The sequence below is a fragment of the Camelimonas sp. FR25 genome (genome assembly GCF_059740505.1).
Map to the genome: position 1 here is coordinate 1 of NZ_JCAWFG010000037.1, position 26564 is coordinate 26564.

Annotated in this window: 34 protein-coding genes; 32 read left to right on the plus strand and 2 right to left on the minus strand. The window is 64.8% G+C overall.

Annotated features, from left to right (window positions below):
* The first annotated feature begins 75 nt into the window (after positions 1-75).
* The 28 genes from rpsJ to AC6A67_RS05175 all read left to right on the plus strand — a co-directional run bounded on the left by rpsJ (position 76) and on the right by AC6A67_RS05175 (position 16309).
* Positions 76-384, plus strand: coding sequence for a 30S ribosomal protein S10 (gene rpsJ / locus AC6A67_RS05040; RefSeq protein ID WP_132010777.1), 309 nt, complete (start codon positions 76-78; stop codon positions 382-384).
* Between the two features lie 50 nt (positions 385-434).
* On the plus strand, positions 435-1169 hold the full coding sequence (rplC, locus tag AC6A67_RS05045) for a 50S ribosomal protein L3 (RefSeq protein ID WP_498035468.1): 735 nt from the start codon (positions 435-437) through the stop codon (positions 1167-1169).
* Positions 1169-1789 carry a 50S ribosomal protein L4 gene (gene rplD, locus AC6A67_RS05050; RefSeq protein WP_498035469.1) on the plus strand — a complete coding sequence of 207 codons (621 nt, stop codon included), beginning with the start codon at positions 1169-1171 and terminating at the stop codon, positions 1787-1789. Before rplC ends, rplD begins: the two co-directional genes overlap by 1 nt.
* On the plus strand, positions 1786-2094 hold the full coding sequence (locus AC6A67_RS05055) for a 50S ribosomal protein L23 (RefSeq protein ID WP_132010728.1): 309 nt from the start codon (positions 1786-1788) through the stop codon (positions 2092-2094). Before rplD ends, AC6A67_RS05055 begins: the two co-directional genes overlap by 4 nt.
* A gap of 22 nt (positions 2095-2116) precedes the next feature.
* The gene (gene rplB, locus AC6A67_RS05060) at positions 2117-2953 is read left to right on the plus strand and encodes a 50S ribosomal protein L2 (RefSeq protein WP_498035470.1); all 837 of its coding nucleotides are present in this window, start codon (positions 2117-2119) and stop codon (positions 2951-2953) included.
* 11 nt (positions 2954-2964) lie between these two features.
* Positions 2965-3243: a 30S ribosomal protein S19 gene (gene rpsS, locus AC6A67_RS05065; protein WP_132010732.1), complete on the plus strand. Its 279-nt coding sequence runs from the start codon at positions 2965-2967 to the stop codon at positions 3241-3243.
* A gap of 2 nt (positions 3244-3245) precedes the next feature.
* The gene (rplV, locus tag AC6A67_RS05070) at positions 3246-3626 is read left to right on the plus strand and encodes a 50S ribosomal protein L22 (RefSeq protein ID WP_498035471.1); all 381 of its coding nucleotides are present in this window, start codon (positions 3246-3248) and stop codon (positions 3624-3626) included.
* A 10-nt stretch (positions 3627-3636) separates the two neighbouring features.
* A complete protein-coding gene (rpsC, locus tag AC6A67_RS05075; protein WP_498035472.1) occupies positions 3637-4347 on the plus strand; it encodes a 30S ribosomal protein S3 in 711 nt (236 codons plus the stop codon).
* 27 nt (positions 4348-4374) lie between these two features.
* Entirely contained in the window at positions 4375-4788 is a 414-nt protein-coding gene (rplP, locus tag AC6A67_RS05080) for a 50S ribosomal protein L16 (protein ID WP_498035473.1), read from the plus strand.
* Between the two features lie 10 nt (positions 4789-4798).
* The gene (rpmC, locus tag AC6A67_RS05085; protein WP_498035474.1) at positions 4799-5008 is read left to right on the plus strand and encodes a 50S ribosomal protein L29; all 210 of its coding nucleotides are present in this window, start codon (positions 4799-4801) and stop codon (positions 5006-5008) included.
* A gap of 10 nt (positions 5009-5018) precedes the next feature.
* Positions 5019-5261: a 30S ribosomal protein S17 gene (gene rpsQ, locus AC6A67_RS05090; protein WP_498035475.1), complete on the plus strand. Its 243-nt coding sequence runs from the start codon at positions 5019-5021 to the stop codon at positions 5259-5261.
* Between the two features lie 100 nt (positions 5262-5361).
* Complete coding sequence (rplN, locus tag AC6A67_RS05095) at positions 5362-5730, plus strand: 50S ribosomal protein L14 (RefSeq protein ID WP_498035476.1); 369 nt, start codon at positions 5362-5364, stop codon at positions 5728-5730.
* Positions 5730-6047, plus strand: coding sequence for a 50S ribosomal protein L24 (gene rplX / locus AC6A67_RS05100; protein WP_498035477.1), 318 nt, complete (start codon positions 5730-5732; stop codon positions 6045-6047). Before rplN ends, rplX begins: the two co-directional genes overlap by 1 nt.
* Complete coding sequence (gene rplE / locus AC6A67_RS05105) at positions 6040-6681, plus strand: 50S ribosomal protein L5 (RefSeq protein WP_498035478.1); 642 nt, start codon at positions 6040-6042, stop codon at positions 6679-6681. Before rplX ends, rplE begins: the two co-directional genes overlap by 8 nt.
* Before the next feature lie 42 nt (positions 6682-6723).
* A complete protein-coding gene (rpsN, locus tag AC6A67_RS05110) occupies positions 6724-7029 on the plus strand; it encodes a 30S ribosomal protein S14 (protein WP_448833943.1) in 306 nt (101 codons plus the stop codon).
* A 10-nt stretch (positions 7030-7039) separates the two neighbouring features.
* Positions 7040-7438 (plus strand): 30S ribosomal protein S8, encoded by a 399-nt coding sequence (gene rpsH, locus AC6A67_RS05115; RefSeq protein ID WP_498035479.1) that lies wholly within the window; start codon positions 7040-7042, stop codon positions 7436-7438.
* Between the two features lie 35 nt (positions 7439-7473).
* Positions 7474-8007, plus strand: coding sequence for a 50S ribosomal protein L6 (gene rplF / locus AC6A67_RS05120; RefSeq protein ID WP_498035480.1), 534 nt, complete (start codon positions 7474-7476; stop codon positions 8005-8007).
* A gap of 9 nt (positions 8008-8016) precedes the next feature.
* On the plus strand, positions 8017-8379 hold the full coding sequence (rplR, locus tag AC6A67_RS05125) for a 50S ribosomal protein L18 (protein WP_498035481.1): 363 nt from the start codon (positions 8017-8019) through the stop codon (positions 8377-8379).
* Between the two features lie 259 nt (positions 8380-8638).
* Positions 8639-9199 carry a 30S ribosomal protein S5 gene (gene rpsE, locus AC6A67_RS05130; RefSeq protein WP_498035482.1) on the plus strand — a complete coding sequence of 187 codons (561 nt, stop codon included), beginning with the start codon at positions 8639-8641 and terminating at the stop codon, positions 9197-9199.
* An 11-nt stretch (positions 9200-9210) separates the two neighbouring features.
* Positions 9211-9405 carry a 50S ribosomal protein L30 gene (gene rpmD, locus AC6A67_RS05135; RefSeq protein WP_498035483.1) on the plus strand — a complete coding sequence of 65 codons (195 nt, stop codon included), beginning with the start codon at positions 9211-9213 and terminating at the stop codon, positions 9403-9405.
* Between the two features lie 5 nt (positions 9406-9410).
* Positions 9411-9890: a 50S ribosomal protein L15 gene (gene rplO, locus AC6A67_RS05140; RefSeq protein WP_498035484.1), complete on the plus strand. Its 480-nt coding sequence runs from the start codon at positions 9411-9413 to the stop codon at positions 9888-9890.
* A 111-nt stretch (positions 9891-10001) separates the two neighbouring features.
* Positions 10002-11339 (plus strand): preprotein translocase subunit SecY, encoded by a 1338-nt coding sequence (secY, locus tag AC6A67_RS05145; RefSeq protein ID WP_498035485.1) that lies wholly within the window; start codon positions 10002-10004, stop codon positions 11337-11339.
* Positions 11336-11926 carry an adenylate kinase gene (locus tag AC6A67_RS05150; RefSeq protein ID WP_498035486.1) on the plus strand — a complete coding sequence of 197 codons (591 nt, stop codon included), beginning with the start codon at positions 11336-11338 and terminating at the stop codon, positions 11924-11926. The genes secY and AC6A67_RS05150 overlap by 4 nt, the downstream gene beginning before the upstream one ends.
* 174 nt (positions 11927-12100) lie before the next feature.
* Entirely contained in the window at positions 12101-12469 is a 369-nt protein-coding gene (rpsM, locus tag AC6A67_RS05155) for a 30S ribosomal protein S13 (protein WP_498035487.1), read from the plus strand.
* Positions 12470-12584: 115 nt separating this feature from the next.
* Entirely contained in the window at positions 12585-12974 is a 390-nt protein-coding gene (gene rpsK, locus AC6A67_RS05160) for a 30S ribosomal protein S11 (protein ID WP_498035488.1), read from the plus strand.
* 59 nt (positions 12975-13033) lie between these two features.
* Positions 13034-14098, plus strand: a complete 1065-nt coding sequence (locus AC6A67_RS05165) for a DNA-directed RNA polymerase subunit alpha (RefSeq protein WP_498035489.1) — start codon at positions 13034-13036, stop codon at positions 14096-14098.
* Between the two features lie 88 nt (positions 14099-14186).
* Positions 14187-14597, plus strand: coding sequence for a 50S ribosomal protein L17 (gene rplQ, locus AC6A67_RS05170; RefSeq protein ID WP_498035490.1), 411 nt, complete (start codon positions 14187-14189; stop codon positions 14595-14597).
* A 302-nt stretch (positions 14598-14899) separates the two neighbouring features.
* Entirely contained in the window at positions 14900-16309 is a 1410-nt protein-coding gene (locus tag AC6A67_RS05175; RefSeq protein WP_498035529.1) for a DegQ family serine endoprotease, read from the plus strand.
* Between the two features lie 456 nt (positions 16310-16765).
* Here the strand turns inward: AC6A67_RS05175 and AC6A67_RS05180 are convergent, their stop codons facing one another.
* Positions 16766-17419, minus strand: coding sequence for a thioredoxin family protein (locus AC6A67_RS05180; protein ID WP_498035491.1), 654 nt, complete (start codon positions 17417-17419; stop codon positions 16766-16768).
* 189 nt (positions 17420-17608) lie between these two features.
* On the minus strand, positions 17609-19903 hold the full coding sequence (locus tag AC6A67_RS05185) for a protein-disulfide reductase DsbD family protein (RefSeq protein WP_498035492.1): 2295 nt from the start codon (positions 19901-19903) through the stop codon (positions 17609-17611).
* 345 nt (positions 19904-20248) lie between these two features.
* Between AC6A67_RS05185 and AC6A67_RS05190 the strand changes: the two genes are divergently transcribed.
* The 4 genes from AC6A67_RS05190 to AC6A67_RS05205 all read left to right on the plus strand — a co-directional run bounded on the left by AC6A67_RS05190 (position 20249) and on the right by AC6A67_RS05205 (position 26439).
* A complete protein-coding gene (locus tag AC6A67_RS05190) occupies positions 20249-21625 on the plus strand; it encodes a replication-associated recombination protein A (protein WP_498035493.1) in 1377 nt (458 codons plus the stop codon).
* 172 nt (positions 21626-21797) lie between these two features.
* Entirely contained in the window at positions 21798-23828 is a 2031-nt protein-coding gene (locus AC6A67_RS05195; RefSeq protein WP_498035494.1) for an acetoacetate--CoA ligase, read from the plus strand.
* A gap of 290 nt (positions 23829-24118) precedes the next feature.
* Complete coding sequence (gene crcB, locus AC6A67_RS05200) at positions 24119-24499, plus strand: fluoride efflux transporter CrcB (protein WP_498035495.1); 381 nt, start codon at positions 24119-24121, stop codon at positions 24497-24499.
* Positions 24500-24954: 455 nt separating this feature from the next.
* Positions 24955-26439 (plus strand): RluA family pseudouridine synthase, encoded by a 1485-nt coding sequence (locus AC6A67_RS05205; protein ID WP_498035530.1) that lies wholly within the window; start codon positions 24955-24957, stop codon positions 26437-26439.
* The last annotated feature ends 125 nt before the right edge of the window (positions 26440-26564 follow it).

The window sequence follows — 26564 nt, forward strand, 5'->3', positions numbered from 1 at the left end:
ATTCCGGGTCCGGGCGCGCCGGAGTTGCGGCGCGCTCTTTTCTTTTGAAGTACGTCGGCCCGGAGGGGTCTTATGATCAACGGTCAGAATATCCGAATTCGCCTCAAGGCGTTCGACCACCGCATCCTTGATGCGTCGACCCGTGAGATCGTCTCGACGGCAAAGCGGACGGGCGCCCAGGTTCGTGGCCCCATCCCGCTGCCTACCCGCATCGAGAAGTACACGGTCAATCGTTCGCCTCACATCGACAAGAAGTCGCGTGAGCAGTTCGAGATGCGCACTCACAAGCGCGTGCTCGACATCGTGGACCCGACCCCGCAGACCGTGGACGCGCTGATGAAGCTCGACCTGGCCGCCGGCGTCGACGTCGAAATCAAGCTCTGACGAGCGCTGATGCCGACCCTTGGGCTCGGCACGCCTTAGAGGATCCGCAAATGCGCTCAGGCGTCATTGCACAAAAGGTGGGGATGACTCGCGTCTTCACCGAAGCGGGCGAACATGTGCCCGTCACCGTTCTGAAGCTCGACCAGTGCCAGGTGGTCGCGCACCGGACCATGGATCGCAACGGTTACACCGCCCTTCAGGTCGGTTCCGGTTCGGTCAAGGTCAAGAACGTCAGCCGCGCCCAGCGTGGTCACTTCGCAGTGGCCAACGTTGAACCGCGCCGTCGCCTGGTGGAATTTCGCGTTGCTCCGGAAGAGTTTATTCCGGTTGGCGCAGAAATTACTGCAGACCATTTCGTCGCCGGCCAGTTCGTCGACGTCACCGGCACCACCACTGGTAAGGGCTTTGCCGGCGGTATGAAGCGCTGGAACTTCGGTGGCCTGCGCGCCTCGCACGGTGTGTCGATTTCGCACCGTTCGATCGGCGGCACCGGTGGTCGCCAGGATCCAGGCAAGGTGTTCAAAGGCAAGAAGATGCCTGGACACATGGGCGTGGACCGCGTAACGACGCAGAACCTTCGGGTTGTGCAGACGGACGTCGAGCGCGGCCTGATTCTCGTTGAAGGCGCCGTTCCCGGCGTCGCCGGCGGCTGGATCATGGTCCGTGACGCTGTGAAGCGTGCGCTTCCCAAGGAAGCCCCGCTTCCAGGCGCGTTCCGTGAGCGCGGCGCCGTTGCTGAGGCAGTATCGGAGGCTCCGGCCACTGAAGGCCAGGAGACGTCGTGATGAAGTTTGATATCACCACGCTTGAAGGGCAGAGCGCCGGATCGGTCGACGTCAATGACGCGATCTTCGGCCTCGAGCCCCGCGCTGATCTGATCCACCGCTACGTGCGGTGGCAGCTCGCCGCGCGCCAGGCGGGCACCCATGCGTCGCAGGGTCGCTCGGACGTGGCTCGCACGCGCAAGAAAGTCTACAAGCAGAAGGGCACGGGCAGCGCGCGTCATGGCGCCGCCAGTGCTCCGCAGTTCCGCGGCGGCGGCAAGGCCTTTGGTCCGGTGGTGCGCGATCACTCGCACGACCTGCCCAAGAAGGTTCGCGCTCTCGCCCTTCGTCACGCCCTGTCGGCCAAGGCCAAGGATGGCTCGATCGTCATCCTTGACAAGGCTGCTGCGGTGGAGCCGAAGACCAAGGCTCTGCGCGGTCAGTTCGAGAAGCTCGGTCTCAATAGCGCTCTGGTTATTGATGGCTCGGAACTCGACGCGAACTTCGGTCTCGCGGCGCGCAACATTCCGAACGTCGACGTGCTGCCGGTTCAGGGCATCAACGTTTACGACATCATTCGCCGTGAGAAGCTCGTGCTGACCAGGGCGGCAGTCGACGCGCTGGAGGCGCGCTTCAAATGAGCAGCACTCGCCCCACTGACGTGCGCCATTACGACGTGATCATCTCGCCGGTGATCACTGAGAAGGCGACCGTTCTGTCTGAGCAGAACAAGGTCGTCTTCCGTGTGGCCAAGAATGCAACCAAGCCTGCGATCAAGGCGGCGGTTGAGAAGCTGTTCAACGTGAAGGTTGCGAGCGTCAACACGCTCGTCACCAAGGGCAAGGTCAAGCGGTTCCGTAACACCCTTGGTCAGCGCTCGGACGTCAAGAAGGCCGTTGTCACCCTGGTTGATGGTGAATCCATCGACGTGACGACCGGTCTGTGAGCGGATACGGGAATTTGTAGCAATGGCACTTAAATCCTACAATCCGATCACGCCGGGTACGCGCCAGCTGGTTCTCGTCGATCGCTCGTCCCTGTACAAGGGCAAGCCGGTCAAGACGCTGACCGAGGGCAAGTCGTCGTCGGGTGGTCGCAACAACAACGGCCGCATCACGGTCCGTTTCCGTGGCGGCGGACACAAGCAGAGCTACCGTCTTGTCGACTTCAAGCGTCGCGACAACCTCGGTGAGGCTGCTGTCGTCGAGCGTCTGGAATACGACCCGAACCGCACCGCGTTCATCGCCCTGATCAAGTTTGCCGACGGCAAGCTGTCGTACATCCTGGCGCCCCAGCGTCTCGCAGTCGGCGACACCGTCGTCGCCGCCGAGCAGGCTGACATCAAGCCGGGTAACGCGATGCCGCTGGCGAACATGCCGATTGGCACGATCGTCCACAACATCGAGACCAAGATCGGCAAGGGCGGCTCGATCGCCCGTTCCGCCGGCGCTTACGCGCAGATCGTTGGTCGCGATCATGGCTACGTCATTGTGCGCCTGAATTCGGGTGAGCAGCGTCTGGTTCATGGTCAGTGCTTCGCCAGCGTCGGCGCTGTGTCGAACCCCGACCACATGAACACCAACATGGGCAAGGCGGGTCGCCGTCGCTGGCTTGGCCAGCGTCCGCATAACCGCGGCGTCACCATGAACCCGATCGACCACCCGCACGGCGGCGGCGAAGGCCGCACCTCTGGCGGTCGTCACCCGGTCACCCCGTGGGGCAAGCCGACGAAGGGCAAGAAGACGCGCGCTAACAAGCGCACGGATGCCTTCATCGTCACCAGCCGGCACAAGCGGAAGAAGTAAGGAACCGCACAATGGCGCGTTCAGTATGGAAAGGTCCGTTTGTCGACGGATACCTCCTCAAAAAGGCCGACGCAGCTCGCGCGTCCAGCCGTTCGGAAGTCGTGAAGATCTGGAGCCGTCGCTCCACCATTCTTCCGCACTTCGTCGGTCTGACGTTTGGCGTCTACAACGGCCAGAAGCATATTCCCGTGCAGGTGACCGAAGAAATGGTTGGCCACAAGTTCGGCGAATTCTCCCCGACCCGCACCTATTACGGGCATGCGGCTGACAAGAAAGCGAAGAGGAGGTAAGCATGGGTAAGCCTGCCAATCCCCGCGCTCTTGCAGACAACGAGGCTCGCGCCGTTGCGCGCAACCTCCGCGTTTCACCGCAGAAGCTGAACCTTGTGGCTCAGCTGATCCGTGGCAAGAAGGTGTCCCGCGCGCTCGCTGATCTCGAGTTCAGCCGCAAGCGCATCGCTGTCGACGTGCGCAAGACGCTGCAGAGCGCCATTGCCAACGCCGAGAACAACCACGATCTCGACATCGATGATCTGGTCGTTGCTGAGGCTTTCGTCGGCAAGGGTCTTGTGATGAAGCGTTTCCATGCCCGCGCTCGCGGTCGTGGCACGCGTATCGAGAAGCCGTTTGCGAATTTGACGATCGTCGTTCGCGAAACGCCTGCGTCAGCCTGAGGACGGGACTATGGGTCAGAAGGTTAATCCGATCGGTCTTCGCCTCGGCGTCAATCGCACCTGGGATTCCCGGTGGTTTGCACGCAAGGGCGAGTACGGCCAGCTGCTGCACGAAGACGTGCGCATCCGCGAAGCGCTCCGCAAGATGCTGAAACAGGCTGCTGTTTCGCGCATCGTCGTTGAGCGCCCGCACAAGAAGTGCCGCGTCACCATTTACTCGGCTCGTCCGGGCGTGGTGATCGGCAAGAAGGGCGCAGACATCGACAAGCTGCGCCGCACCGTGGCGAAGATGACCGACGCTGATGTCGCCATCAACATCGTCGAGGTGCGCAAGCCTGAGATCGACGCGACCCTGGTCGCTGAATCGATTGCGCAGCAGCTTGAGCGTCGTGTGGCGTTCCGCCGCGCCATGAAGCGCGCCGTTCAGTCGGCGATGCGTTTGGGCGCAGAGGGCATCCGCATCAACTGCTCCGGTCGTCTGGGCGGCGCCGAGATCGCGCGTCAGGAGTGGTATCGCGAAGGTCGCGTGCCGCTGCACACGCTGCGCGCCGACGTCGACTACGGCACGGCGACGGCCTTCACCACCTACGGCACGTGCGGCATCAAGGTCTGGATCTTCAAGGGTGAGATCCTGGAACATGATCCGATGGCCCAGGACAAGAAGATGAACGATGACGGCGGCCGCTCGCAGGCGCGTCGTGGGGCTGACGCGTCCCGTTAAGGGGCGCGGAGGCCAGGAGCAGAAGCAATGCTGTCGCCCAAAAGAACCAAGTTCAGGAAGCAGTTCAAGGGCCGTATCCACGGTGTCGCCAAGGGTGGAACCGACCTCAACTTCGGTGAGTTCGGCCTGAAGGCTCTTGAACCAGAACGTATCACCGCACGCCAGATCGAGGCGGCCCGCCGCGCGATCACGCGTCACATGAAGCGCGCAGGTCGCGTGTGGATCCGTATTTTCCCGGACGTTCCGGTTACGGACAAGCCGACCGAAGTGCGTATGGGTAAGGGCAAGGGCTCGCCTGAGTATTGGGCAGCCCGCGTCAAGCCCGGCCGCATCATGTTCGAGCTTGATGGCGTGAACGAGGAGATCGCCCGTGAGGCGCTTCGTCTCGGCGCCGCCAAGCTGCCGATCAAGACGCGCTTCATCCAGCGCATCGCCGAGTGAGGAACTGGCCATGAAGACGAAAGACAGGCTTGCCGACCTCAAGCGGATGTCGGCGGACCAGCTCGGTGAAGAACTGGTCAATCTGAAGAAAGAGCAGTTCAATCTGCGGTTCCAGCGTGCTACAGGGCAACTGGAAAACACGAATCGCGTGCGTGAGGTCCGTCGGGACATCGCCCGCATCCGCACGCTGCAGGCCCAGCCTGCCGCTCAGAAGGCTTGAGGAGGCGGGAATGCCGAAGCGCGTTCTCCAGGGTACTGTCGTCAGTGATAAGGGCGACAAGACTGTGGTGGTGAAGGTGGAGCGTCGCTTCACCCATCCGCTGTTCAAAAAGACTGTGCGTCGCACCAAGAACTACCACGCCCACGACGAGGGCAACGTGTTCAATGTGGGCGACGAGGTGCTGATCCAGGAATCGAAGCCGATTTCGAAGACCAAGTCCTGGGTCGTGCTGGAGAAGTCAGGCCAGGCCTGATTTCCCCGTCACATACGGCGAGGGGACGCCAGATCCCCGTCAGTCGTAGTCCGGCGCCGGTGGCGTCGGAAACCGGCTGAGACAGAGAAAGGATCTTGCCATGATCCAGATGCAGACAAACCTTGATGTCGCTGACAACTCCGGCGCCCGCCGCGTGATGTGCATCAAGGTGCTTGGCGGTTCCAAGCGCAAGTACGCAGGCGTGGGCGACATCATCGTGGTGTCCGTCAAGGAAGCGATTCCGCGCGGTCGCGTGAAGAAGGGCGACGTCATGAAGGCGATCGTCGTCCGCACCGCGAAGGACATCCGTCGCGCAGACGGCTCGGTCATCCGCTTCGACAACAATGCAGCGGTTCTGATCAACAACAACAAAGAGCCGATTGGCACCCGTATTTTCGGACCAGTGCCGCGTGAGCTGCGCGCTCGCAATCACATGAAGATTATTTCGCTCGCCCCTGAGGTGCTCTGATGGCTGCGAAGATCAAGAAGGGCGACACGGTCGTCGTTCTCACCGGTCGTGACCGGGGCAAGTCTGGCGAAGTCGTTCAGGTTCTGCCGAAGGAAGAGCGTGCGGTTGTTCGTGGTCTCAACCTGGTGAAGCGTCACCAGCGTCAGACCCAGACGGCGCAGGGCGGCATCATCTCGAAGGAAGCCCCGCTGCACCTGTCGAACATCGCGCTTGCTGATCCGAAGGATGGCAAGGCGACCCGCGTTGGTTTCAAAGTTCTGGAAGATGGTCGCAAGGTGCGCGTCGCCAAGCGTTCCGGGGAAGTGATCGATGGCTGAGAAAGACAGCAAGAAGGTCGCCAAGACCAAGGCGCCGAAGGCTGACAAGTCTGAGGTTGCTGCTACCGGCCGTCCGCGCGCTCCGGAAGGTTACGCCGCCCGTCTTCGCAAGCACTATGACGAGGTTGTTCGTCCGGCGCTGATCGAAGAGTTCGGCTACACCAATCCGATGCAGGTTCCGCGCATCGACAAGATCGTGCTGAACATCGGCGCTGGCGAGTCCACCGGCGACAGCAAGAAGGCGACGATCGCTGCGGCTGATCTGACGCAGATTGCTGGCCAGAAGGCTCTGGTGACCCGCGCCCGCAAGGCTATCGCGACGTTCAAGCTGCGCGAGAACATGCCGATCGGCGCCAAGGTGACGCTGCGCAACGTGCGCATGTACGAGTTCATGGACCGTCTGGTCACCATCGCGCTGCCGCGCGTCCGTGACTTCCGCGGCCTGAACGCCAAGTCCTTCGACGGTCGCGGCAATTTCGCATTTGGCATCAAGGAGCACATCGTGTTCCCTGAGATCAATTACGACAAGGTCGACACCATGTGGGGCATGGACATCATCGTCTGCACCACGGCGAAGACTGACGCCGAAGCCCGCGCGCTTCTGAAGCACTTCAACTTCCCGTTCCGGCAGTGAGCAGGGCTTCCTGCTCATACGCGGACACCGGAGAAAAATAATATGGCCAAGAAGAGTTCCATTGAGAAGAACAAGCGGCGTGAGAAGCTGGTCAAGCAGTATGCTGGCCGTCGCACCCGCCTTCTCGAGGTCGCCGAAGACAAGAACCGTCCGATTGAGGAGCGGTTCGAGGCTGTCCTGAAGCTGGCTCAGCTTCCGCGCAATTCCAGCCCGACGCGCGTCCGTAACCGTTGTGAGGTTTCGGGTCGCCCGCGCGCGTACTATCGCAAGCTCAAGATGTCGCGTATCGCGCTTCGTGAGCTCGGTTCCCAGGGTCTGATCCCGGGTCTCGTGAAGTCGAGCTGGTAAGGAGAGCGCCATGGCAGTGAATGATCCCATCGGCGATCTGTTGACCCGCATCCGCAATGCGCAGATGCGTCGCCGTCCCCGCGTGACCAGCCCTGGCTCCACGCTGCGCGCCCGCGTCCTCGACGTGCTGCAGCAGGAAGGCTACATCCGCGGCTTCACCGTGACCGAATATGGCAACGGCCGTACCGAGTTCGAAATCGAACTCAAGTACTTCGATGGCCAGCCCGTGATCCGCAAGATCGAGCGCGTCTCGAAGCCGGGTCGTCGGGTTTATGCTTCAGTGGACGCGATGCCTCGCGTTGCTGACGGTCTTGGCGTCACCATTCTCTCGACGCCGAAGGGCGTCATGGCCGATCATACGGCTCGCGAGAGCAACGTGGGCGGCGAAGTGCTCTGCAAGGTCTTCTGACCAGCAGCGTTGTCGAACCCACGGGGGACCATATTATGTCTCGTATCGGAAAAAAGCCGGTTACCGTGCCGTCCGGCGTCACTGCGACGGTCGACGGTCAGCTGGTTAAGGTCAAGGGCGCAAAGGGCGAATTGTCCTTCGTCGTGCCTGACGATGTGTCGGTTGCGTTTGAAGACGGCTCCATCTCGGTGCAGCCGCGTAGCGAAACCAAGAAGGCCCGCTCCCTTTGGGGCATGTCGCGTTCGCAGGTGAGCAACCTGGTCGAGGGCGTCAGCAAGGGCTTTGAGAAGAAGCTTGAGATCAACGGCGTCGGTTACCGCGCTGCGGTCGCGGGCAGCAACCTGAAGCTGTCGCTTGGCTTCAGCCATGACGTTGACTACCCGGTTCCGGCTGGCATCTCGATTGTCACGCCGAAGCCGACGGAAATCGTCGTGTCTGGCATCAACAAGCAGCAGGTGGGCCAGGTGGCCGCCGAGATCCGCGAGTACCGTGGCCCCGAGCCTTACAAGGGCAAGGGCGTCAAGTACGCTGGTGAGTTCATCTTCCGCAAGGAAGGCAAGAAGAAGTAAGGATCGAACATGGCTTCGAATCAAGGTTCGAGCGATCGCCGCAAGGCCCGCGTTCGCCGCTCCCTTCGGGCCGCCGCCAATGGTCGTCCGCGACTGTCGGTGTTCCGGTCCTCCAAGCAGATTTACGCCCAGGTCATCGATGATGTTAAGGGCGTCACTCTGGCTTCCGCCTCCACGCTGGAGAAGGATGTGCGCGGTGGTCTGAAGACCGGCGCGGACGTAGAGGCCGCCAAGGTCATCGGCAAGCTCGTCGCCGAGCGCGCTGTGGCTGCTGGCGTCAAGGACGTTGTCTTTGACCGTGGCTCCTACATCTACCACGGCCGCGTCGCGGCCCTGGCGGACGCCGCCCGTGAGGGTGGCCTGAACTTCTGACGCGTTCATTCGCTCAGAATGGCTGTGCAACAGGTCGCTCCTGAGGGGCGGCCTGATTGCGTCAGCCATTTTTGGCGTTTAGTACCTGAACCCGATGAGCATGGCATATCGGGTTCAGGCTAAGCCCGTGCGGCGCCTGAGCATTCACGGATGCGGATGCGTGAGCATCTTCGCATCCTAGTATAAGTCAGCGGTTCATTTGCGGCTTTCATCAATTTGCGAGCGGGAGCAGCCGCACTCCTGCGAAAGTGAGATGGTTATGGCAAGAGACAGGCAGCCGCGCGAAGAGCGCGAGCGCGACAGCGAATTCGTTGATCGCCTTGTACATATCAATCGTGTCGCCAAGGTCGTGAAGGGTGGTCGTCGCTTCGGCTTCGCCGCTCTCGTGGTCGTTGGCGACCAGAAGGGTCGCGTTGGCTTCGGTCACGGCAAGGCGCGTGAAGTGCCGGAGGCGATCCGCAAGGCGACTGAAGCCGCCAAGCGCACGCTGGTCCGCATTCCGCTGAAGGAAGGCCGCACCCTGCATCACGACGTCAACGGTCGTTGGGGCGCTGGCAAGGTCATCATGCGCGCCGCAGCTCCGGGTACCGGCATCATCGCCGGTGGTCCGATGCGCGCCGTGTTCGAGACCCTGGGCGTGCACGATGTCGTGGCGAAGTCGCTCGGTTCGTCGAACCCCTACAACCTGGTTCGCGCCACCATTGACGCGCTGAAGCAGGAAGACAGCCCGCGCTCCGTCGCCGCCCGCCGTGGCCTGAAGGTGTCGACCCTTCAGTCGCGTCGTCGCGACGCCGGCTCTGACGTTTCCGCTGAAGCGTGAGGGGGGGCGAGATGTCCAATACACAGAAGACCGTGACCGTTGTGCAGATCGGCAGCCCGATCCGCCGCGTGTCGACCCAGCGTGCAACGCTGATCGGCCTGGGCCTCAACAAGATGAACAAGCGCTCGACGCTTCCCGATAATTCCGCGACCCGCGGCATGATCGAAGCCGTCAAGCACCTCGTTCGTGTCGTGGACGGGGAGTGAGAAACATGAAGCTCACAGACATTCGCGATAACCCGGGCGCCACCAAGGAACGCATGCGCGTTGGCCGTGGCATTGGTTCGGGCAAGGGCAAGACCGGCGGCCGTGGCGTCAAGGGTCAGAAGTCCCGTGCTGGCGTCGCCATCAAGGGCTTCGAGGGCGGCCAGATGCCGATCCATCGTCGCCTTCCGAAGCGTGGCTTCAACAACATCTTCCGCAAGGACTACAACGAGGTGAACCTCGGTCGTCTGCAGGTCGCGATTGACGCGGGCAAGCTGGACGCCAAGGCTCCGATCACCGTTGAAGCCCTGATGGCGGCTGGCGTTGTGACCAAGCTTCGCGACGGCGTGCGCATCCTCGGCGTCGGCGAACTGAAGGCCAAGGTCGCCCTGCAGGTTGCAGGCGCTTCCCGCTCTGCCGTAGAAGCGGTCGAGAAGGCTGGCGGTTCGGTCACGATTCTCGGCGGTGAGGTTGCTGCCGAGGCCTGAGGCTCTGCTTCAGGATGACGATGTAACCGTCTGAAGTTCCGATAATTTCTATGACGGCCCAATCACCCGGAGGGCGGCGCGCCGCCCTCCGGAAGGGCCCGGGGACACACCATGGCGTCAGCAGCTGAGCAGCTCGCATCCAGTCTCAGTTTCAGTTCCTTCTCCAAGGCGGAGGAGTTGAAGAAACGGATCTGGTTTACGCTGGGAGCGCTGATCGTCTATCGCCTCGGCACCTATATCCCGCTTCCGGGCATCAACCCCGACGCGGTGGCTGAGATTTTCCGCCAGACCCAGGGCGGCGTGCTTGGCCTGTTCAACATGTTTTCTGGCGGCGCGGTTGGGCGCCTTGCGATTTTCGCGCTCAACATCATGCCGTATATCTCGGCCTCCATCATCATCCAGCTGCTGACGAGCATCGTGCCGTCGCTGGAGCAGCTGAAGAAGGAGGGCGAGCAGGGCCGCAAGGTCATCAACCAGTACACCCGCTATCTGACCGTTGTGCTCGCCGTGTTCCAGGCGTGGGGCATCGCCATTGGTCTGGAGAGCTCGGGCAATGTGGTGCTGGATCCCGGCCTGTTCTTCCGCATTTCGACCGTCATCACGCTGCTTGGCGGCACCATGTTCCTGATGTGGCTCGGTGAGCAGATCACCGCGCGCGGCATCGGCAACGGCATTTCGCTGATCATTTTCGCCGGCATCGTCGCCGAGCTGCCGCAGGCCATTGGCGGCACGCTTGAGCTGGGCCGTCAGGGCGCCCTGTCGACGGGGATCATTCTCGGCGTGCTGGTCATGTCGGTCGCCGCCATCGCCTTCATCGTTTACATGGAGCGCGCCCAGCGTCGGCTGCTGATCAACTATCCGAAGCGCCAGGTCGGCAACAAGCTGTACGAAGGCCAGACCTCGTTCCTGCCGCTGAAGCTCAACACCGCCGGCGTCATCCCGCCGATCTTTGCCTCATCGCTGCTGCTGCTGCCGACCACCATCGCCAGCTTCTCGGCGGCTGGCGACGGCACGGGCATTCTGGCGCAGATGTCGGCCTATCTCGGCCATGGTCGCCCGCTGTACATCATCCTGTATGTGGCGCTGATCGTGTTCTTCGCCTTCTTCTATACGGCGATCGTGTTCAACCCGGCCGAGACCGCGGACAATCTCAAGAAGCAGGGCGGCTTCATTCCGGGCATCCGTCCGGGCGACCGCACCGCTGACTATATCGATTATGTGCTGACCCGTATCACGGTGATCGGCGCGGCCTATCTGGCCCTCATCTGCCTGCTCCCCGAGCTGCTGATCTCCTATGCCTCGCTTCCGTTCTATTTCGGCGGCACGTCACTGCTGATCGTGGTGACCGTGACCATGGATACGGTGGCCCAGGTTCACGGGCATCTGCTTGCGCACCAGTACGAGGGTCTCGTCAAGAAGGCCAAACTCAAAGGGGGACGGCGTAAATGAGACTGATTCTTCTCGGACCTCCGGGCGCTGGCAAAGGCACCCAGGCCAAGCGCCTGGTGGAGCGTTACGGCATCCCGCAGCTTTCCACCGGCGACATGCTGCGTGCGGCCGTCGCCGCCGGCACGCCGGTCGGCCTCAAGGCCAAGGCTGTGATGGATGCGGGCCAGCTGGTGTCTGACGAGATCGTCATCGGCATCATCGCCGATCGCGTTGAAGAGGCGGACGCCCGCAAGGGCTTCATCCTCGACGGCTTCCCGCGCACCGTGGCCCAGGCCGAGGCGCTCGACGCGCTGCTGGCGAAAAAGGGCCTGAAGCTGGACGCCGTGGTTGAGCTGGTGGTCGATCAGGATGGTCTGGTCAGCCGCATCATCAATCGCGCCGCTGAGTCGAAAGCCCGTGGCGAACCGGTCCGCGCGGACGATGATCCGGAAGTGTTCAAGACCCGTCTCGCCGCTTACAACCGCGATACCGCAGTGGTTGCGCCTTTCTACGAAGGTAAGGGCGCCCTGACCCGCATCGACGGCAATCAGGCCATCGACGCCGTCAGCGCAGCGCTCTATGCGACGCTGGACAAGGTTGACGCCTGAGCCTTTTGGGGTTAACAGGTCGCAACTTTTCGGGCGGCGCTGTTCTGCTTAAGGCAGGGACGGCGCCGCTCGCATTGGTGTTTCCCCGCAAGGCCGGCCTCCACCGGATGCGGATTTCGCCGCTCAGGCGGCTTTTACCAGACCGGCCACCGCGCCGGTGACATGGAGACGACATTGGCTCGTATTGCTGGCGTAAATATTCCGACCAATAAGCGCACCGTCATTGCGCTTCAGTACATCCACGGCATTGGCGCCAAGTTTGCCAGCGAGATCTGCGAGAAGGTCGGTATTCCGGCTGAACGTCGCGTCAACGAGCTGACCGACGCTGAGGTTCTGGCGATTCGTGAGACCATCGACCGCGACTATCTGGTCGAAGGCGACCTGCGTCGCGAAGTGTCGATGAACATCAAGCGCCTGATGGACCTGGGTTGCTACCGTGGTCTGCGTCACCGTCGCGGCCTGCCGGTTCGCGGTCAGCGCACGCACACCAACGCCCGCACCCGTAAGGGCAAGGCCAAGCCGATCGCTGGCAAGAAGAAGTAATCTGCTTTTTCTGAATGTTCGGCGTTGGGGCAGGGCGGTCTTACGGCCCCTGTCCCGCGCCAGTGTTTTTATCCCGAGCGCCTGGCACCACGGGCGCGCCTGAAGGAAGAGTTTTATGGCCAAGGAAGTTACGCGCGTTCGTCGTCGTGAGCGTAAAAACATCGTCTCCGGTGTTGCTCACGTGAACGCGAGCTTCAACAACACGCTCATCACCATCACTGACGCCCAGGGCAACACCATTTCCTGGTCGTCGGCTGGCACGATGGGCTTCAAGGGTTCGCGCAAGTCGACCCCGTACGCCGCTCAGGTTGCTGCTGAGGACGCCGCCCGCAAGGCCGCCGACCACGGCATGCGCACCCTCGAGGTGGAAGTGTCGGGTCCGGGTTCGGGTCGTGAATCGGCCCTGCGCGCCCTGCAGGCCGCTGGTTTCACCGTCACCTCGATCCGTGACGTGACCCCGATCGCGCACAACGGCTGCCGCCCGCGCAAGCGTCGCCGCGTCTGATCCTGCTTGCCCCGGCCCTGGCCGGGGCGAGATCGTTTGTGGCGCAGCTGTCCGGTTGAATGGGGCAGCGCGCCGCCCTTTATGAGATCCGCAGAGGTGTGCTCGTGATCCAGAAAAACTGGCAGGAACTGATCAAGCCGGGCAAGCTCGAAGTGTCGGGCAGCGATGACCGCAGGCACGTGGCTACCCTGGTGGCTGAGCCGCTGGAGCGCGGGTTCGGCCTGACGCTGGGTAACGCCTTGCGGCGCGTCCTGCTGTCGTCGCTTCAGGGCGCGGCCGTCACCGCCATCCAGATCGATGGCGTGCTGCACGAGTTTTCGTCGGTTCCGGGCGTCCGTGAAGACGTCACCGACATCGTCCTCAACGTCAAGATGATCGCAATCCGCATGCAGGGCGAAGGCCCGAAGCGGATGACGCTGCGCAAGCAGGGCCCGGGCCTTGTCACCGCCGGCGACATCAACACCGTTGGCGACATCCAGATCCTCAACCCCGACCTGCCGCTGTGCACGCTGGACGATGGCGCTGAAGTGCGCATGGAGTTCACCGTCAACACCGGCAAGGGCTATGTGCCGGCTGAGCGCAACACGCCTGAGGACGCGCCGATCGGCCTGATCCCGGTGGACAGCATCTACAGCCCGGTGCGCAAGGTGTCGTATCGCGTTGAGAATACCCGTGAGGGCCAGATTCTCGACTATGACAAGCTGACCCTTGAGGTTGAGACTGACGGTTCGGTGACGCCTGAGGACGCCGTGGCTTACGCCGCCCGCATCCTGCAGGACCAGCTGGCCATCTTCGTCAATTTCGAAGAGCCCCGTCGCGAAGAGGTTGGCGCTGCTGCTGCGCCGCAGCTGCCCTTCAACCCGGCGCTGCTCAAGAAGGTCGACGAGCTCGAGCTGTCGGTGCGTTCGGCCAACTGCCTCAAGAACGACAACATCGTCTACATCGGCGACCTCATCCAGAAGTCCGAGGCGGAAATGCTCCGCACCCCGAACTTCGGTCGCAAGTCGCTCAACGAGATCAAGGAAGTTCTCGCGACCCTCGGTCTGCACCTCGGCATGGACGTGCAGGGCTGGCCGCCGGAGAACATCGAAGACCTCGCCAAGCGCTTCGAAGAGCATTACTGAGTTTGTTCCCTGGCCGGATGATCCGGCCAGCAAGACAAGAGAGCGGCCGTACCGTGGCACGGCGGTCGCATAACACTGGAGAGCCCCCATGCGTCATGGTTTCGCGCATCGTCGTTTCAACCGCTCGTCCGAGCACCGCCAGGCGATGTTCGCCAATATGGCCGCCGCCCTGATCAAGCACGAGCAGATCGTCACCACCCTGCCGAAAGCCAAGGACCTGCGTCCGATCGTCGAGAAGCTGGTGACCCTCGGCAAGCGCGGCGATCTGCACGCCCGTCGTCAGGCCATCTCGCGCGTCCGTGACGAGGATCAGGTCCGCAAGCTGTTCGCCGTGCTTGGCCCGCGCTACAAGGACCGCAACGGCGGCTACCTGCGCATCATGAAGGCTGGCTTCCGCTTCGGCGACAACGCGCCGATGGCCGTGATCGAGTTCGTCGATCGTGACGTCGACGCCAAGGGCAAGGACTCCGGTCCGACCCAGATCGCCGACGAGGCGTGATCTTCTGGCCCTGAGGCCGGTTGATGAGGCGGTGGATTTCCACCGCCTTTTTTTGTGTCTTCAGCCCAATGATGCGCACATGGCGGCCATGATTCTGGTTCTATGGTGAGGGCAGGATGCCTTGCGGCGCCATGGCGACGTGCGGGAACCAGATGGCCTTGCGACAGCTTGGGTTATCAGCGCGGTTGGCCATTCGGCCAATGGCGCCGGCTGGCAGGGGCCTGGCGGCTGACGAGGGGAGATGATGGATGGTGAGGGCATTGGACGACATGGCGGATCGCAAGGGTCATCGGCCGGGCGTCATGCGTCCATGGCGGCGCTCCGCTCTGGCGCTGGCGCTTGCCGCCACGGTGCTCGGCGCTTCGGCGTTTGGCGCGCAGGCGCAGCAGGTTCCACAGAGCCGCGGTGAGATCGCCCTGTCGTTCAGCCCGGTGGTCAAGCGCGTCGCCCCGTCGGTGGTCAATGTCTATGGCGCCCGGGTCGAGCGTCGGGCGCAGAACCCGCTGTTCGAGGATCCGTTCTTTCGTCGGTTCTTCGGCGGTGAGTTCGGGGTGCCGCGTGAGCGCGTCGCGCGCTCGCTGGGTTCGGGCGTGATCGTTGACCCATCGGGCATCATCGTCACCAACCATCACGTCATCGAGAACATGACCGAGGTGAAGATTGCGCTCGCCGACAAGCGCGAATTCGCCTGCGATATCGTGCTGCGTGACCCGCGCACTGACCTCGCCGTGCTGCGCATCCGCGACAAGGGCGTGACCCTGCCGGCCATGGAGTTGGGCGATTCCGATGCGCTGGAGGTTGGCGATCTGGTGCTGGCCATTGGCAACCCGTTCGGCGTCGGCCAGACGGTGACCCAGGGCATTGTCTCGGCGCTGGCCCGCACCCAGGTCGGCATCGGCGACTACCAGTTCTTCATCCAGACCGACGCGGCGATCAATCCGGGCAACTCGGGCGGCGCGCTGGTGGATATGAAGGGGCGGCTGGTCGGCATCAACAGCGCCATCTATTCGCGCTCTGGCGGCAGCGTCGGCATTGGTTTCGCCATTCCGGCGGCCATGACCAAAGTGGTGGTGGAATCGGCGAAGAGCGGCGGCAAGCTGGTGCGCCGGCCGTATTTTGGCGGCCGCCTGCAAGCGGTGACGGCGGATCTGGCCGAGAGCGTCGGCCTCGACCGCCCCACGGGCGCGCTGGTCGCCGAGGTGCGCAAGGATGGACCGGCCGAGGCGGCGGGCCTGAAGCGCGGCGACGTTATTCTCGCGGTGGATGGCCAGAACGTCGAGGATCCAGACGCCTTCGGCTATCGCCTCGCCACCCGGCCGATGGGCGGCGAAGCGACGCTCTCGGTGCTGCGCGGCGCCAAAAAGGAAACCCTGAAACTGCGGCTGTCGGCTGCGCCGGAAACCCCGGCCCGCGACCTCGTCAAGCTACCGCAGCGCACCCCATTCGGCGGCGCGACGGCGGCCAATCTGTCGCCGGCTGTGGCCGAAGAGCTGTCCATGGACATCATGGGCAATGGCGCGGTGATTTTCGACATCGCCGAACGCTCCAACGCCGCCAGCGTCGGCCTGCGCAAGGGCGACATCATCCTGGCCGTCAATGGCGAGAAAGTCGCCACCTCGCGCGAACTCGGCGATGTGCTCGAGCGTCGCGCCCGCTATTGGGAGATCACCATCAAGCGTGGCGATGAGGTGTTCACGGCGACCCTGGGCTGATTGGCGGCCTCGCCGCCGTCCGGGCGTGACGGTGACGCGTGGCGGCTGACCAGGCAAAGCGTGCGGAAGTCGTGGATGCCCGTGCCAAGCACGGGCATGACGGCTTTGGGGCGGGACAGTCTTCGGATGTGTAGCCTCCGGCCTCTGGTCATCCACTGGCGTGGGGTGGTCTCATCCTGGATTCGGAGTGGTTGCTCTCTCTGCGACACGCCAACCATCCCAGCCTCGCCGTTCCACCCGTCATGCCCGTGCTTGTCACGGGCATGCATTCGTTTGAGGGGGCTCGGGAAGGGCATCCACTTTTGCAGGAAGCTGATGCGCCTGAGAGCCTGTTGCCATTTGTCCCGGTTCCTCCGACCTCTGCAGCCAAGACGTGGATGCCCGTGACAGGCACGGGCATGACGGCTGAGCTGGGCTGCGCGATGCGCCGCAATCAGTCTGGCGGCGTCCGCCGCCTCAACTGGCGTATTTGATGGCGCAGCCGTAGGGGCGGGATTGCGGTGTGCTGACTGGTTTGCCGGCGGTCAGTTCCGCCAGCGCCTCGCGCACATGCGGGCGGGCGGTGGCGATGTCGGCGGTGTTGGCGCTGGGCTTGTCGTCGATCCCGCCCATATAGGCCAGCTTGCCGTCGGCCGTGATGATATACATGTGCGGCGTGGTGCGGGCGCCATAGGCGCGGCCGGTCTTGCCATCCGGATCGAACAGCACGGCGGTGGGCGTGGCCCCGCGGCTGGCGCTCAGGCGCTGCGCTTCGGCGCGCGAGACATGGCCCTGTTCGCCTGGCGCCGATGAAATGATGGTCAGCCACACCACCCCGCCGGCCCGGGCATCGCGCTGCAGGCTCTGCATGGTCCCACTGATATAGTGTTTACGTACGAACGGGCAGTCGTGATTGGTCCATTCCAGCACGACGATCTTGCCCCGGAAGTCGGCCAGTGACACCGCGTCGCCGTTCGCCGACGTCAGGGTGAAGCCAGGGGCAGGCGCGCCCAGTTGCGCCGCAGCCATGGCTGGCGCTGGCGACAACAGGGCAGGCGCCGCAAGGCTGATCGCGACAGCGGCGGCGCCCTGCAGCAGGCGGCGGCGGCTCAACAATACATTCGTGGCCATGGCTATTCCTTCCCTTGCCGCTGGTGCGGCGCGCCCTGTGCTCACTCCTATCGCCATCCGCCTGACAGGGGCACGCTGGTCGGCGCCGCTGCGCTGTGGCGCGCTCGGGCATGATTATTGGGCCGTCTGGCCCGCCACACAAGCGAGAGGGCGCCTGTGGGGTCGGGGGCGCCTTCCTGCCGACGGGCCTCAGCCGCCCGCAGCGCCGGCGCCGTCTGTGGCGGTGCGCAGCGGCAATGCGTCGAGCGCGTCGACCACGAGGCCGAGCGTCAGGATCTGCGGCAGCACCTGCGGGGCGGCCCCGTCGCCGCGATACAGCAGATAGAGCGGCACGCCGCCACGGCCGAAGCGGGCGAGAATGGCGGTGATCTCCGGGTTCTGGTTGGTCCAGTCGCCCTTCATATAAACCACGCCGCGCGCCTTCAGACTGTCGCGCACAGCGGCGGTGTCGAGGGTGGTGCGCTCATTGACCATGCAGGTGATGCACCAGGCCGCCGTGAGATTGACGAACACCGGTCGCCCTTCCTCAACCAGCGCGTCGAGCCGCTGCTGGGAGAATGCCTCGACGCCTGGCGCAGGCGCGGCGGCGCCTGGAGTCGCGGCGAAGCTGTCGACGCGCCAGATGCAGGCGATGGCGATGCACAAGGCGATGACGGCGGTCATCCGGGCTGCAATGGCGCCGGCGCGACCTGAGCTGGCGGCCAAGGCGCCAGCCCACAGCGCCAGCGCCACGGCGACAAGGCCGGTGAGCGCCAGCGCCAGGCCAATCGGCGAGACCTGCTGGCTCAGCACCCACAGCAGCCAGGCGGCGGTGGCGAACAGCGGGAAGGCGAGCGCTTGCTTGAGAATCTCCATCCAGCGTCCGGGGCGCGGCAGGCGCCGCACCAGCGCCGGAACAAAGGCGAGCAGCACGAAAGGCGCCGCGAGGCCAGCGCCCAGCGCCAGAAACACCGCGACGGTGACCAGCGCTGACTGGGTGAGAGCGAAGCCAATCGCCGCGCCCATGAACGGGCCGGTGCAGGGGCTGGCCACCACCGCCGCCAGAATGCCGGTGAAGAACGAACCGGCGTAGCCGCCGCTGCGGGTCAGCCGGTCGCCAATGCCAGCCAGACCGCCGCCCAATTGTGCCGCCCCGCTCAGCCCCAGCCCCATGGCCAGCATGACGCAGGCCAGCGCCGCCACCACCACCGGCGATTGCAGCTGGAAGCCCCAGCCGACGCTGGCGCCCGCCTGGCGCGCCGCTATCAGCGCCAGCGCCAGCGCCGCAAAGGCGGCCAGCACGCCAGCGCCATAACTGACGCCATGCAGGCGCATCGCCCCCGGCGTCTTGCCCGCCCCCTGGGCCAGCGACAGCACCTTGATCGACAGCACCGGGAACACGCAGGGCATCAGATTGAGAATGACGCCGCCGGAGAAGGCCAGAATGATGGCGGTGATCAGCGTCAGATGGTCGGTGTCGGCGGGCAGAGGCGGCGCGACCGCGGCGTTTGCTGGAGCAGCCGCATTGTCTTGCGTCGCCGCGGCGCGCAGGGCCGGATGCGGGGCGCTGCTGGCGGCGACAGGCGCGGGCGGCGTGCCGACGGTGATCGCGTAGCCGCGCGTTGCGCCGTTCGCCGTCAGCTGCAGCACGCCCTCAAGGTGGCCGGGGGTTGGCGCCGAAGGGGTCAGCGAGCTGGTCGCACGCGGAATAATCACGCTGAGCTGGCCATTGTCGACGCTGAACGCTTGCGGCGCGGCGTTGTCGATCAGGCTCTCGTCGACCGGGAAGAACGCCACGGCGCCAGGCGTTGTGCCCGCCAGCTCAGGCGGCAGCGGCGCGGTGACGCGCAGGGCGGCGGCGTCGAGGCTGAAGCTGGCGCCGGCGAGGGGCGTTGGCAGCGCCGCGCGCGCCGCGCGGAAATCACTGGCATGGCTCGCCGCCGGGGGGACCGAACTGGTCGCGGGCGCCGCCGGGGCGCTGGCGCTGAGGCTGGCGCCGCCAGGCACACATTCCTTCTCACACACCAGCCAGGAGGCCTCGGCCTGCAGCCTGATTTGGCCGACAGGGGCCAAATCAGCCGGCGGGGTGATCTCGGTGAGCAGATAGGCCACGCCCTCATAGCCGAAATTCATCAGCGGCCCGACGGGCAGTCGTTCCGGCGTCGGCCATTGGATCGGGCCTGCGCTGAAGCCTTTCGGCAGGGTCCAGCGGATTTCGGTCGGCAGGCCGGAATCGCCAGGGTTGCGCCAATAGGTATGCCAGTGCGGCTTCATCTGCAGCCGCACGGCGACGGTGAATGGCTGGCCGGCCTGGATCGCCGATGGCTCGATCAGCAGTGAAGCGCGCACCAGATCATCTGGCCGCGGCTGCGCTGTGGCTGAGGTCGCGCCGGGCAGGGCGAACAGCGCCAGCAAAAACAGACCGATAGCGAGTGATGTTGCGGCAGCCCGCGCCGCGATCCCTCGTGCTTCGCCCGCCCTGACCGATGCTGCGCGTCTCGCCATATCCTGCTTCATGCCTTACATTAACAATGGTTAATTATAATTGTTAACCATGTAGTTGACTGAACGTCTTTATCTTTTGCGTGATGTGTGCGGCCTGGGACGACTGGCCCCATGTCACTGCCATGGACAGCGACGGCCTGCCCAAGCCGTATCGCCACTGTGGCAAAATATTCGGCCGAGGCGGCGCCACGCCGCTTTGAGGCTATATACATCATCGGACACAACACGGCGAACGCGGCGCGATTGCGGCGCAGCGACCCGCCCCGGCGATGTGGGCGTTTTGGACGCATGGGTCGCAGGTTGATGGCCGCGCCATTGGCGGCTGACAGACGCGAGCGAGCGATCATGGGTGATCTGTTTTCAGGCATGGAGCCAGGGGTCGGGCAAGATGGCGGGCAAGATGGCGATAAAGCTGGCGACGGGCGCGCTGATCTGGCCGGTCGCCCGCTGGCTGACCGGCTGCGGCCGCGCGCGCTCGATGAGGTGATCGGCCAGCAGCATCTGGTGGGGCCGGAGGGGGCGCTGACGCGCATGCTCGCGTCCGGCTCGCTCGGCTCGCTGATCTTCTGGGGGCCGCCTGGCACTGGCAAGACCACGGTGGCCCGGCTGCTCGCCGGCCACACCGATCTGCGCTTCGAGCAGATCTCCGCCATTTTCTCGGGCGTCGCAGATCTGAAGAAGGTGTTTGAGGCGGCGCGCATGCACCGCGCCGCCGGGCGTCGCACCTTGCTGTTCGTCGACGAGATCCACCGCTTCAACCGCGCCCAGCTCGATGCGTTTTTGCCGGTGATGGAGGATGGCGTCATCACCCTTGTGGGCGCCACCACCGAGAACCCGTCGTTCGAGCTCAACGCCGCGCTTCTGTCGAGGGCGCGGGTGCTGGTGTTCCACGCCCTGGATGAGACGGCGATTCATGGTTTGCTCGCAAGGGCCGAAAGCATCGAGCAAAAGCCGCTGCCGCTGACCGACGACGCCCGGGCGACCCTGGTCGGCATGGCCGATGGCGATGGCCGCGCCGCGCTGACCCTGGCCGAAGAGGTGTGGCGCTCGGCGCGGCCAGACGAGGTGTTCGATCCGGCGCGGCTGGTGGCCGTGGTGCAGCGCCGGGCCCCGCTCTACGACAAGGGTCAGGATGGCCATTACAATCTGATCTCGGCGCTACATAAATGCGTGCGCGGCTCCGATCCGGACGCGGCGCTGTATTATTTCGCCCGCATGGTCGAGGCTGGCGAGGACCCGCTTTTCATCGCCCGGCGGCTGGTGGTGATGGCGGTGGAGGATATTGGCCTCGCCGATCCCCAGGCCCTGGTCACCGCCAACGCCGCCAAGGAGGCGTTTGAATTCCTCGGCGCGCCCGAGGGCTTTCTGGCGCTGGCCAACGCCGTGGTCTATCTGGCCACCGCGCCCAAATCCAACGCGGTCTATCTGGCGCTGGCCGCCGCCCGCGCCGCCGCCCGCGACGGCGGCTCCCTGTCGCCGCCAAAGACCATCCTCAACGCCCCGACAAAACTGATGAAGTCTGAGGGCTATGGCTCTGATTATCAATATGATCATGACCAGCCAGACGCCTTCTCCGGCCAGGATTACTGGCCGCAGAAGCTGGGGCGCCGCCAGTTTTATACGCCGACGCAGCGGGGCTTTGAGCGGGATATCGGCAAGCGGCTCGACTATTGGGAAAAGCTGCGCCGGGAGCGCCGGGCGCGCCGCGACGACGCCGATTGACCCGGTCCGCGCGTGCTTGGGCTAGAAATGGCCCCGCGCAGGCGCTGTCCAATCAGTTGCGCCGCCAGACGCAGGCTGGCGTTTCCGCTGCGGGCCACTAATCTGGCCCGCCAGCAAGAGCATCCAATAACACGGTCAGCCCCAGCGGAAGGGCCGACGCCAGGGAGTGGACATGAGCGGCAGCACCAGCCAGAGCACCGACGCAGCCAGCGCCAGCGGCGCGACCCTTGAGCCGAAGCTGCTGTGGAGCCCGTCTGAGGCGGATATCGACAACGCCCGCATCACCCGTTTCACCCGCTGGCTGGAGCAGCGGGAAGGCGTCAGCTTCGTCGACTATCCGGCGCTGTGGCAGTGGTCGGTCGACAATCTCGAACGCTTCTGGGCCGCGGTGTGGGACTATTTCGAGATCCGCAGCGAGACGCCCTATACCCAGGTGCTGTCGGGCCACGACATGCCCGGCGCCCGCTGGTTCCAGGGCGCGCGGCTCAATTACGCCGATCACGTGCTGCGGCATCATATGGATGATCCGGATGTCCGCGCCATCGTCTCGGCGTCCGAGGACGGCGCGTTGCACGAGCTGGGCTGGGGCGAACTGCGCCGGCAGGTCGGCGCCATGGCCGCCTCCTTGCAGGCGTTCGGCGTCGGTCCTGGCGACCGGGTGGTGGCGGTGCTGCCCAATATCCCGGAGACCATCGTCAGCTTCCTCGCCGTCGCCAGCCTCGGGGCTGTGTGGTCGCTGTGCTCCTCCGACATGGGCAAGAGCGCGGTGCTCGACCGCTTCCGCCAGATCGACCCCAAGGTGCTGATCTGCGCCGATGGCTATGCCTACGCCGGCAAGCCGTTTGATCGTCAGGACGTCATCGCCGAATTGCTTGAGGCGCTGCCAGGGCTAGAGCAGCTGGTGATCCTGCCGCGCCTTCAGGCTGAGGTCGACCGGGCGCGTTTCCCCAATGCGCATGACTGGCGCACGCTTATCGCCAATCCGCAGCAGGCGGCGCCGGTCGCCGTCGACGCCGATCATCCGCTGTGGGTGGTCTATTCCTCGGGCACCACGGGCCTGCCCAAGCCGATCGTCCATGGCCATGCCGGCATCACCGTGGAAATGCTGCTGATGCAGTCGCTCCATTGCGACATGGGGCCAGGCGACACCACGCAATGGTTCACCTCCTCAGGCTGGATCATGTGGAACGCCCAGGTGGCGGCCATGGCGGCGGGCTCGGCCATCGCGCTGTATGACGGCAACCCGGCCTGGCCGGATCTTGGCGTGCTGTGGCGCTTTATCGAGAAGGCCAAGGTGACGATTTTCGGCTGCGGCGCGGCCTATTACGGCAATTGCGCCAAGGCCGGCCTCAGGCCGCGCGACTTCGCCGATCTGTCGTCCCTGCGCGCCATGTCGTCGACGGGCTCGCCGCTGTCGGCGGAGGCCTACGCCTGGATCTATGAGAACGTCCGTGACGATATCTGGCTGTCGCCGATTTCAGGCGGCACCGATTTCGCCGGGGCGTTTATCTGCGGCGCGCCGACGCTGCCGGTCTATGCCGGCGAGATGCAGTGCCGGGCGCTGGGGCACAAGGTTGAGGCGTGGGATCCGGAGGGCAAGTTGCTGATCGATGCGGTGGGCGAGTTGGTGTGCACGGCGCCGATCCCGTCCATGCCGCTGTATTTCTGGAACGATCCGGGCAACAGGCGCTATCTCGACAGCTATTTCGACGTCTATCCCGGCGTCTGGCGCCATGGCGACTGGCTGCGCATTACCGAGGGCGGCGGCGCGGTGATCTATGGCCGCTCCGACGCCACCATCAATCGCCACGGCATCCGCATGGGCACCAGCGAATTCTACCGCATTGTTGATGAATTCCCGGCGATCGCCGACGCCATGGTGGTCGATCTGGAGTTCCTGGGGCGGGAATCGTTCCTGTATCTGTTCGTTGTGCCCAAAGAGGGTCACGTCATTGACGACGCCCTGCGCGCCGCCGTGAACGCCCGCATTCGCCAGCAACTGTCGGCCCGACATGTGCCCAACGCCATCGTAGAGGCGCCTGCCGTGCCTTACACCCTGTCGGGCAAGAAGCTGGAGGTGCCGGTGAAGCGGCTGCTGCTCGGCCATCCGCCGGAAGGGCTGATCAATCGCGACGCCATGGCCAATCCCGACAGCTTCGCCTGGTATATTGACCTGGCCCGGCAGCGGCAGGCTGGGGCGTGAGCCTGGGCTGAGCGAGTTATGATGGATCGCTGAGCCGCCGCTGTGGCCGCCGGGAAGTCGCCGGGCGGCGGTCCCCCTGAGGTCTGGCGGTCAGGGCAGGGCGGGTTTCGCTCTGGCTTGTCTCTCCAAGGTCCGTCGCGACAGTGCTACTCGCGCCTGGGTCTTCCGCGCCGGACGCCAGGGCGGATGGCGCAGGATTTGCGCCAGGGACCGCCATGGGTGTATGTGCTCGGCTTTCGGGGCGCGGCGAATGCTGGATGGTTCGGCCTTCGCCGCGTGTGGTCCGTGGCATGCTTTCACTCGCGCTGGTATTTGTCGGGGCCGGGCTTGGCGGCGTCCTGCGACATGTCGCGGGCGTTGTGACCTTGCGGGCGCTTGGCCATGGCTTTCCCTGGGGAACCATGCTGATCAATGTCAGCGGCTCGCTGGTGATGGGCCTGCTGATCGGCTGGCTGGCGCTGCGTCCCGATGGCGCGTCGCATCAGCTGCGGCTGTTTCTGGCGACGGGCGTGCTGGGCGGCTATACGACGTTTTCAACCTTTTCACTCGAGGCGGTGATGCTGTGGCAGCGGGGCGATATCGCCGCCGCTCTGGCTTACGTTCTCGGGTCCTTGATATGTGGCGTTGTGGGTCTGGCGGTCGGACTTGCAGTGATGAGGAGCCTGGCATGACCCGCGATACTGGCAACCGCAATGGCGGACGCGGGGGCAAGCCCGGCGGATTCAGGACTGGCGGCGCCCGGCCCGACGGCGCAAGGCCTCAAAGGTCAAGGCCAGGCGGGGCGCATGCGCCGTCCTTCAGGCCTGGCAAGCATGTTGAGCGCCGCGACGAGCGTCAGGGCCATCGTGCCCCGCCTGCCGAGGTGCAGAACACCGGCAGCGGCGCCGCTGATGACGACTGGTTCGCCAATTCGCGCAAGCGCAGCGGCTTTGGCGCCGCCGCCCGCAGCGGTGAGGCGGCGTCTGGCGACCAGGCGACCGGGCGCAAGTCTGGCGGCGGATTTGGCAAGGGCCCGCGCCAGGGCGGTGGGCCAGGCGGCGGCTTTGGTCCGCGCCCGGCCAAAGCGGCGGGGCCGCGCAAGCCGACCTATGACCCGGCGGCGGGACGTTTTGTGCGCAAGGAAGAATTGCGCGGCGGCGCCGCAGGCAAAGCTTCTGGCAAGGCAGCAGGCAAGGGGACTGGCAAGGGGGCTGGCAAGGGCGCCGGGCGAGGGCCGCGTCGCGATGAGGGCTATGCCCGGCCAGGCTGGAACCCTGCCGCCGAGAAGGCGCCGAAGCTGGAGGAGATCCAGACCGCCGACGCCGATTGGGGCGATCTGTGGGACAGCGGCGTCGACGAGGGCGAGGACGACATCGACTGGGCGGCGATTGAGGCCGAGGCGGCCTCTGGCGCTGGTTTCCAAGCTGATGACGACGACGATGAGCAGGACGAGCCGGTGGCGACGGCGAAGCGTCAGCCGCGCGAGCGCCAGCCCCGCGACAGCCAGACCCACGAGAGCCAAGCTCGCGACAGCCAGCCGCGCGAGCGCGCGACGGCGCGCCGGGAGGCCAAGCCCACCGCAGCGCCAGGGACGCGGGCCCGCCTGAACGCCAGCACGACCGAAGCGCTGGCCACCGGCGTCCAGACCCTGGTGGTGGAGCCGGACGAGACCGACATGCGGCTCGACCGTTTCCTGACGGCGCGCTTCCCGCAGCTGGCCTTCACCCACATCCAGCGCATCGTCCGCAAGGGTGAGCTTCGGGTCGATGGCGGCCGCGTCAAGCCGAACGACCGGCTGAAAGCGGGCCAGAGCGTGCGCATCCCGCCGCTCAAGCTCACCGAGGCCCGTCCCACCGGCCGCACCCCGCGACAGGATGAGGATGACGCGACCTATCTGCGCTCGCTGATCCTCTATGAGGACAAGGATCTGATGGTGCTGAACAAGCCCATGGGCCTGGCGGTGCAGGGCGGCTCCGGCACCTATCGCCATGTCGACGGCATGCTCGAATCGATGCGCGACAAGGCCGGGCAGAAGCCGCGCCTGGTGCACCGGCTCGACAAGGACACGGCGGGCTGCCTCGTCATCGCCAAGACCCGTCTGGCGGCGGCGACGCTGGGCAAGAGCTTCAAGTCGCGCGTCACCCGCAAGATTTACTGGGCGCTGGTCGCCGGCGTGCCGCGCGTCAAGCAGGGCCGCATCTCGACCTATATCGCCAAGGAAGAAGATCCTGAGAGCGGCGATTCGCGCATGGGCGTCGCCCGGCATGGCGATGACGGCGCCAGCCACGCCGTCACCTATTACGCTCTGGTGGAAAACTCGGCCCAGAAAATGTCGTGGGTGTCGCTGAAGCCGGTGACCGGGCGCACCCACCAGCTGCGCGTCCACACGGCGCATATGGGCCATCCCATCGTCGGCGATCCGAAATATTTCAACGTCGAGAACTGGGAGGTCCCAGGCGGCATCCAGAAGAAGCTGCACCTCCTGGCCCGCCGCATCATCATCCCGCATCCGCGCGACGGCAGGCCGATCGATGTCACCGCGCCGCTGCCGCCGCACATGGCGCAGACGTGGAACCTGCTCGGCTTCGATGCGTCGCGCTACGACCCGATCGTTGAATCGCCGGAAGAGTGACGCGTCGTCTGGTCGCTTGCGTCAGCGTGGTCAAGTAATTGAATGATCGCCGGTTTGCGGGCGGACGGGCGCGTGGCGTTAACGTCCGCCGCACTCACATCTGGTTGGCTGACAGCGCCTGCAGC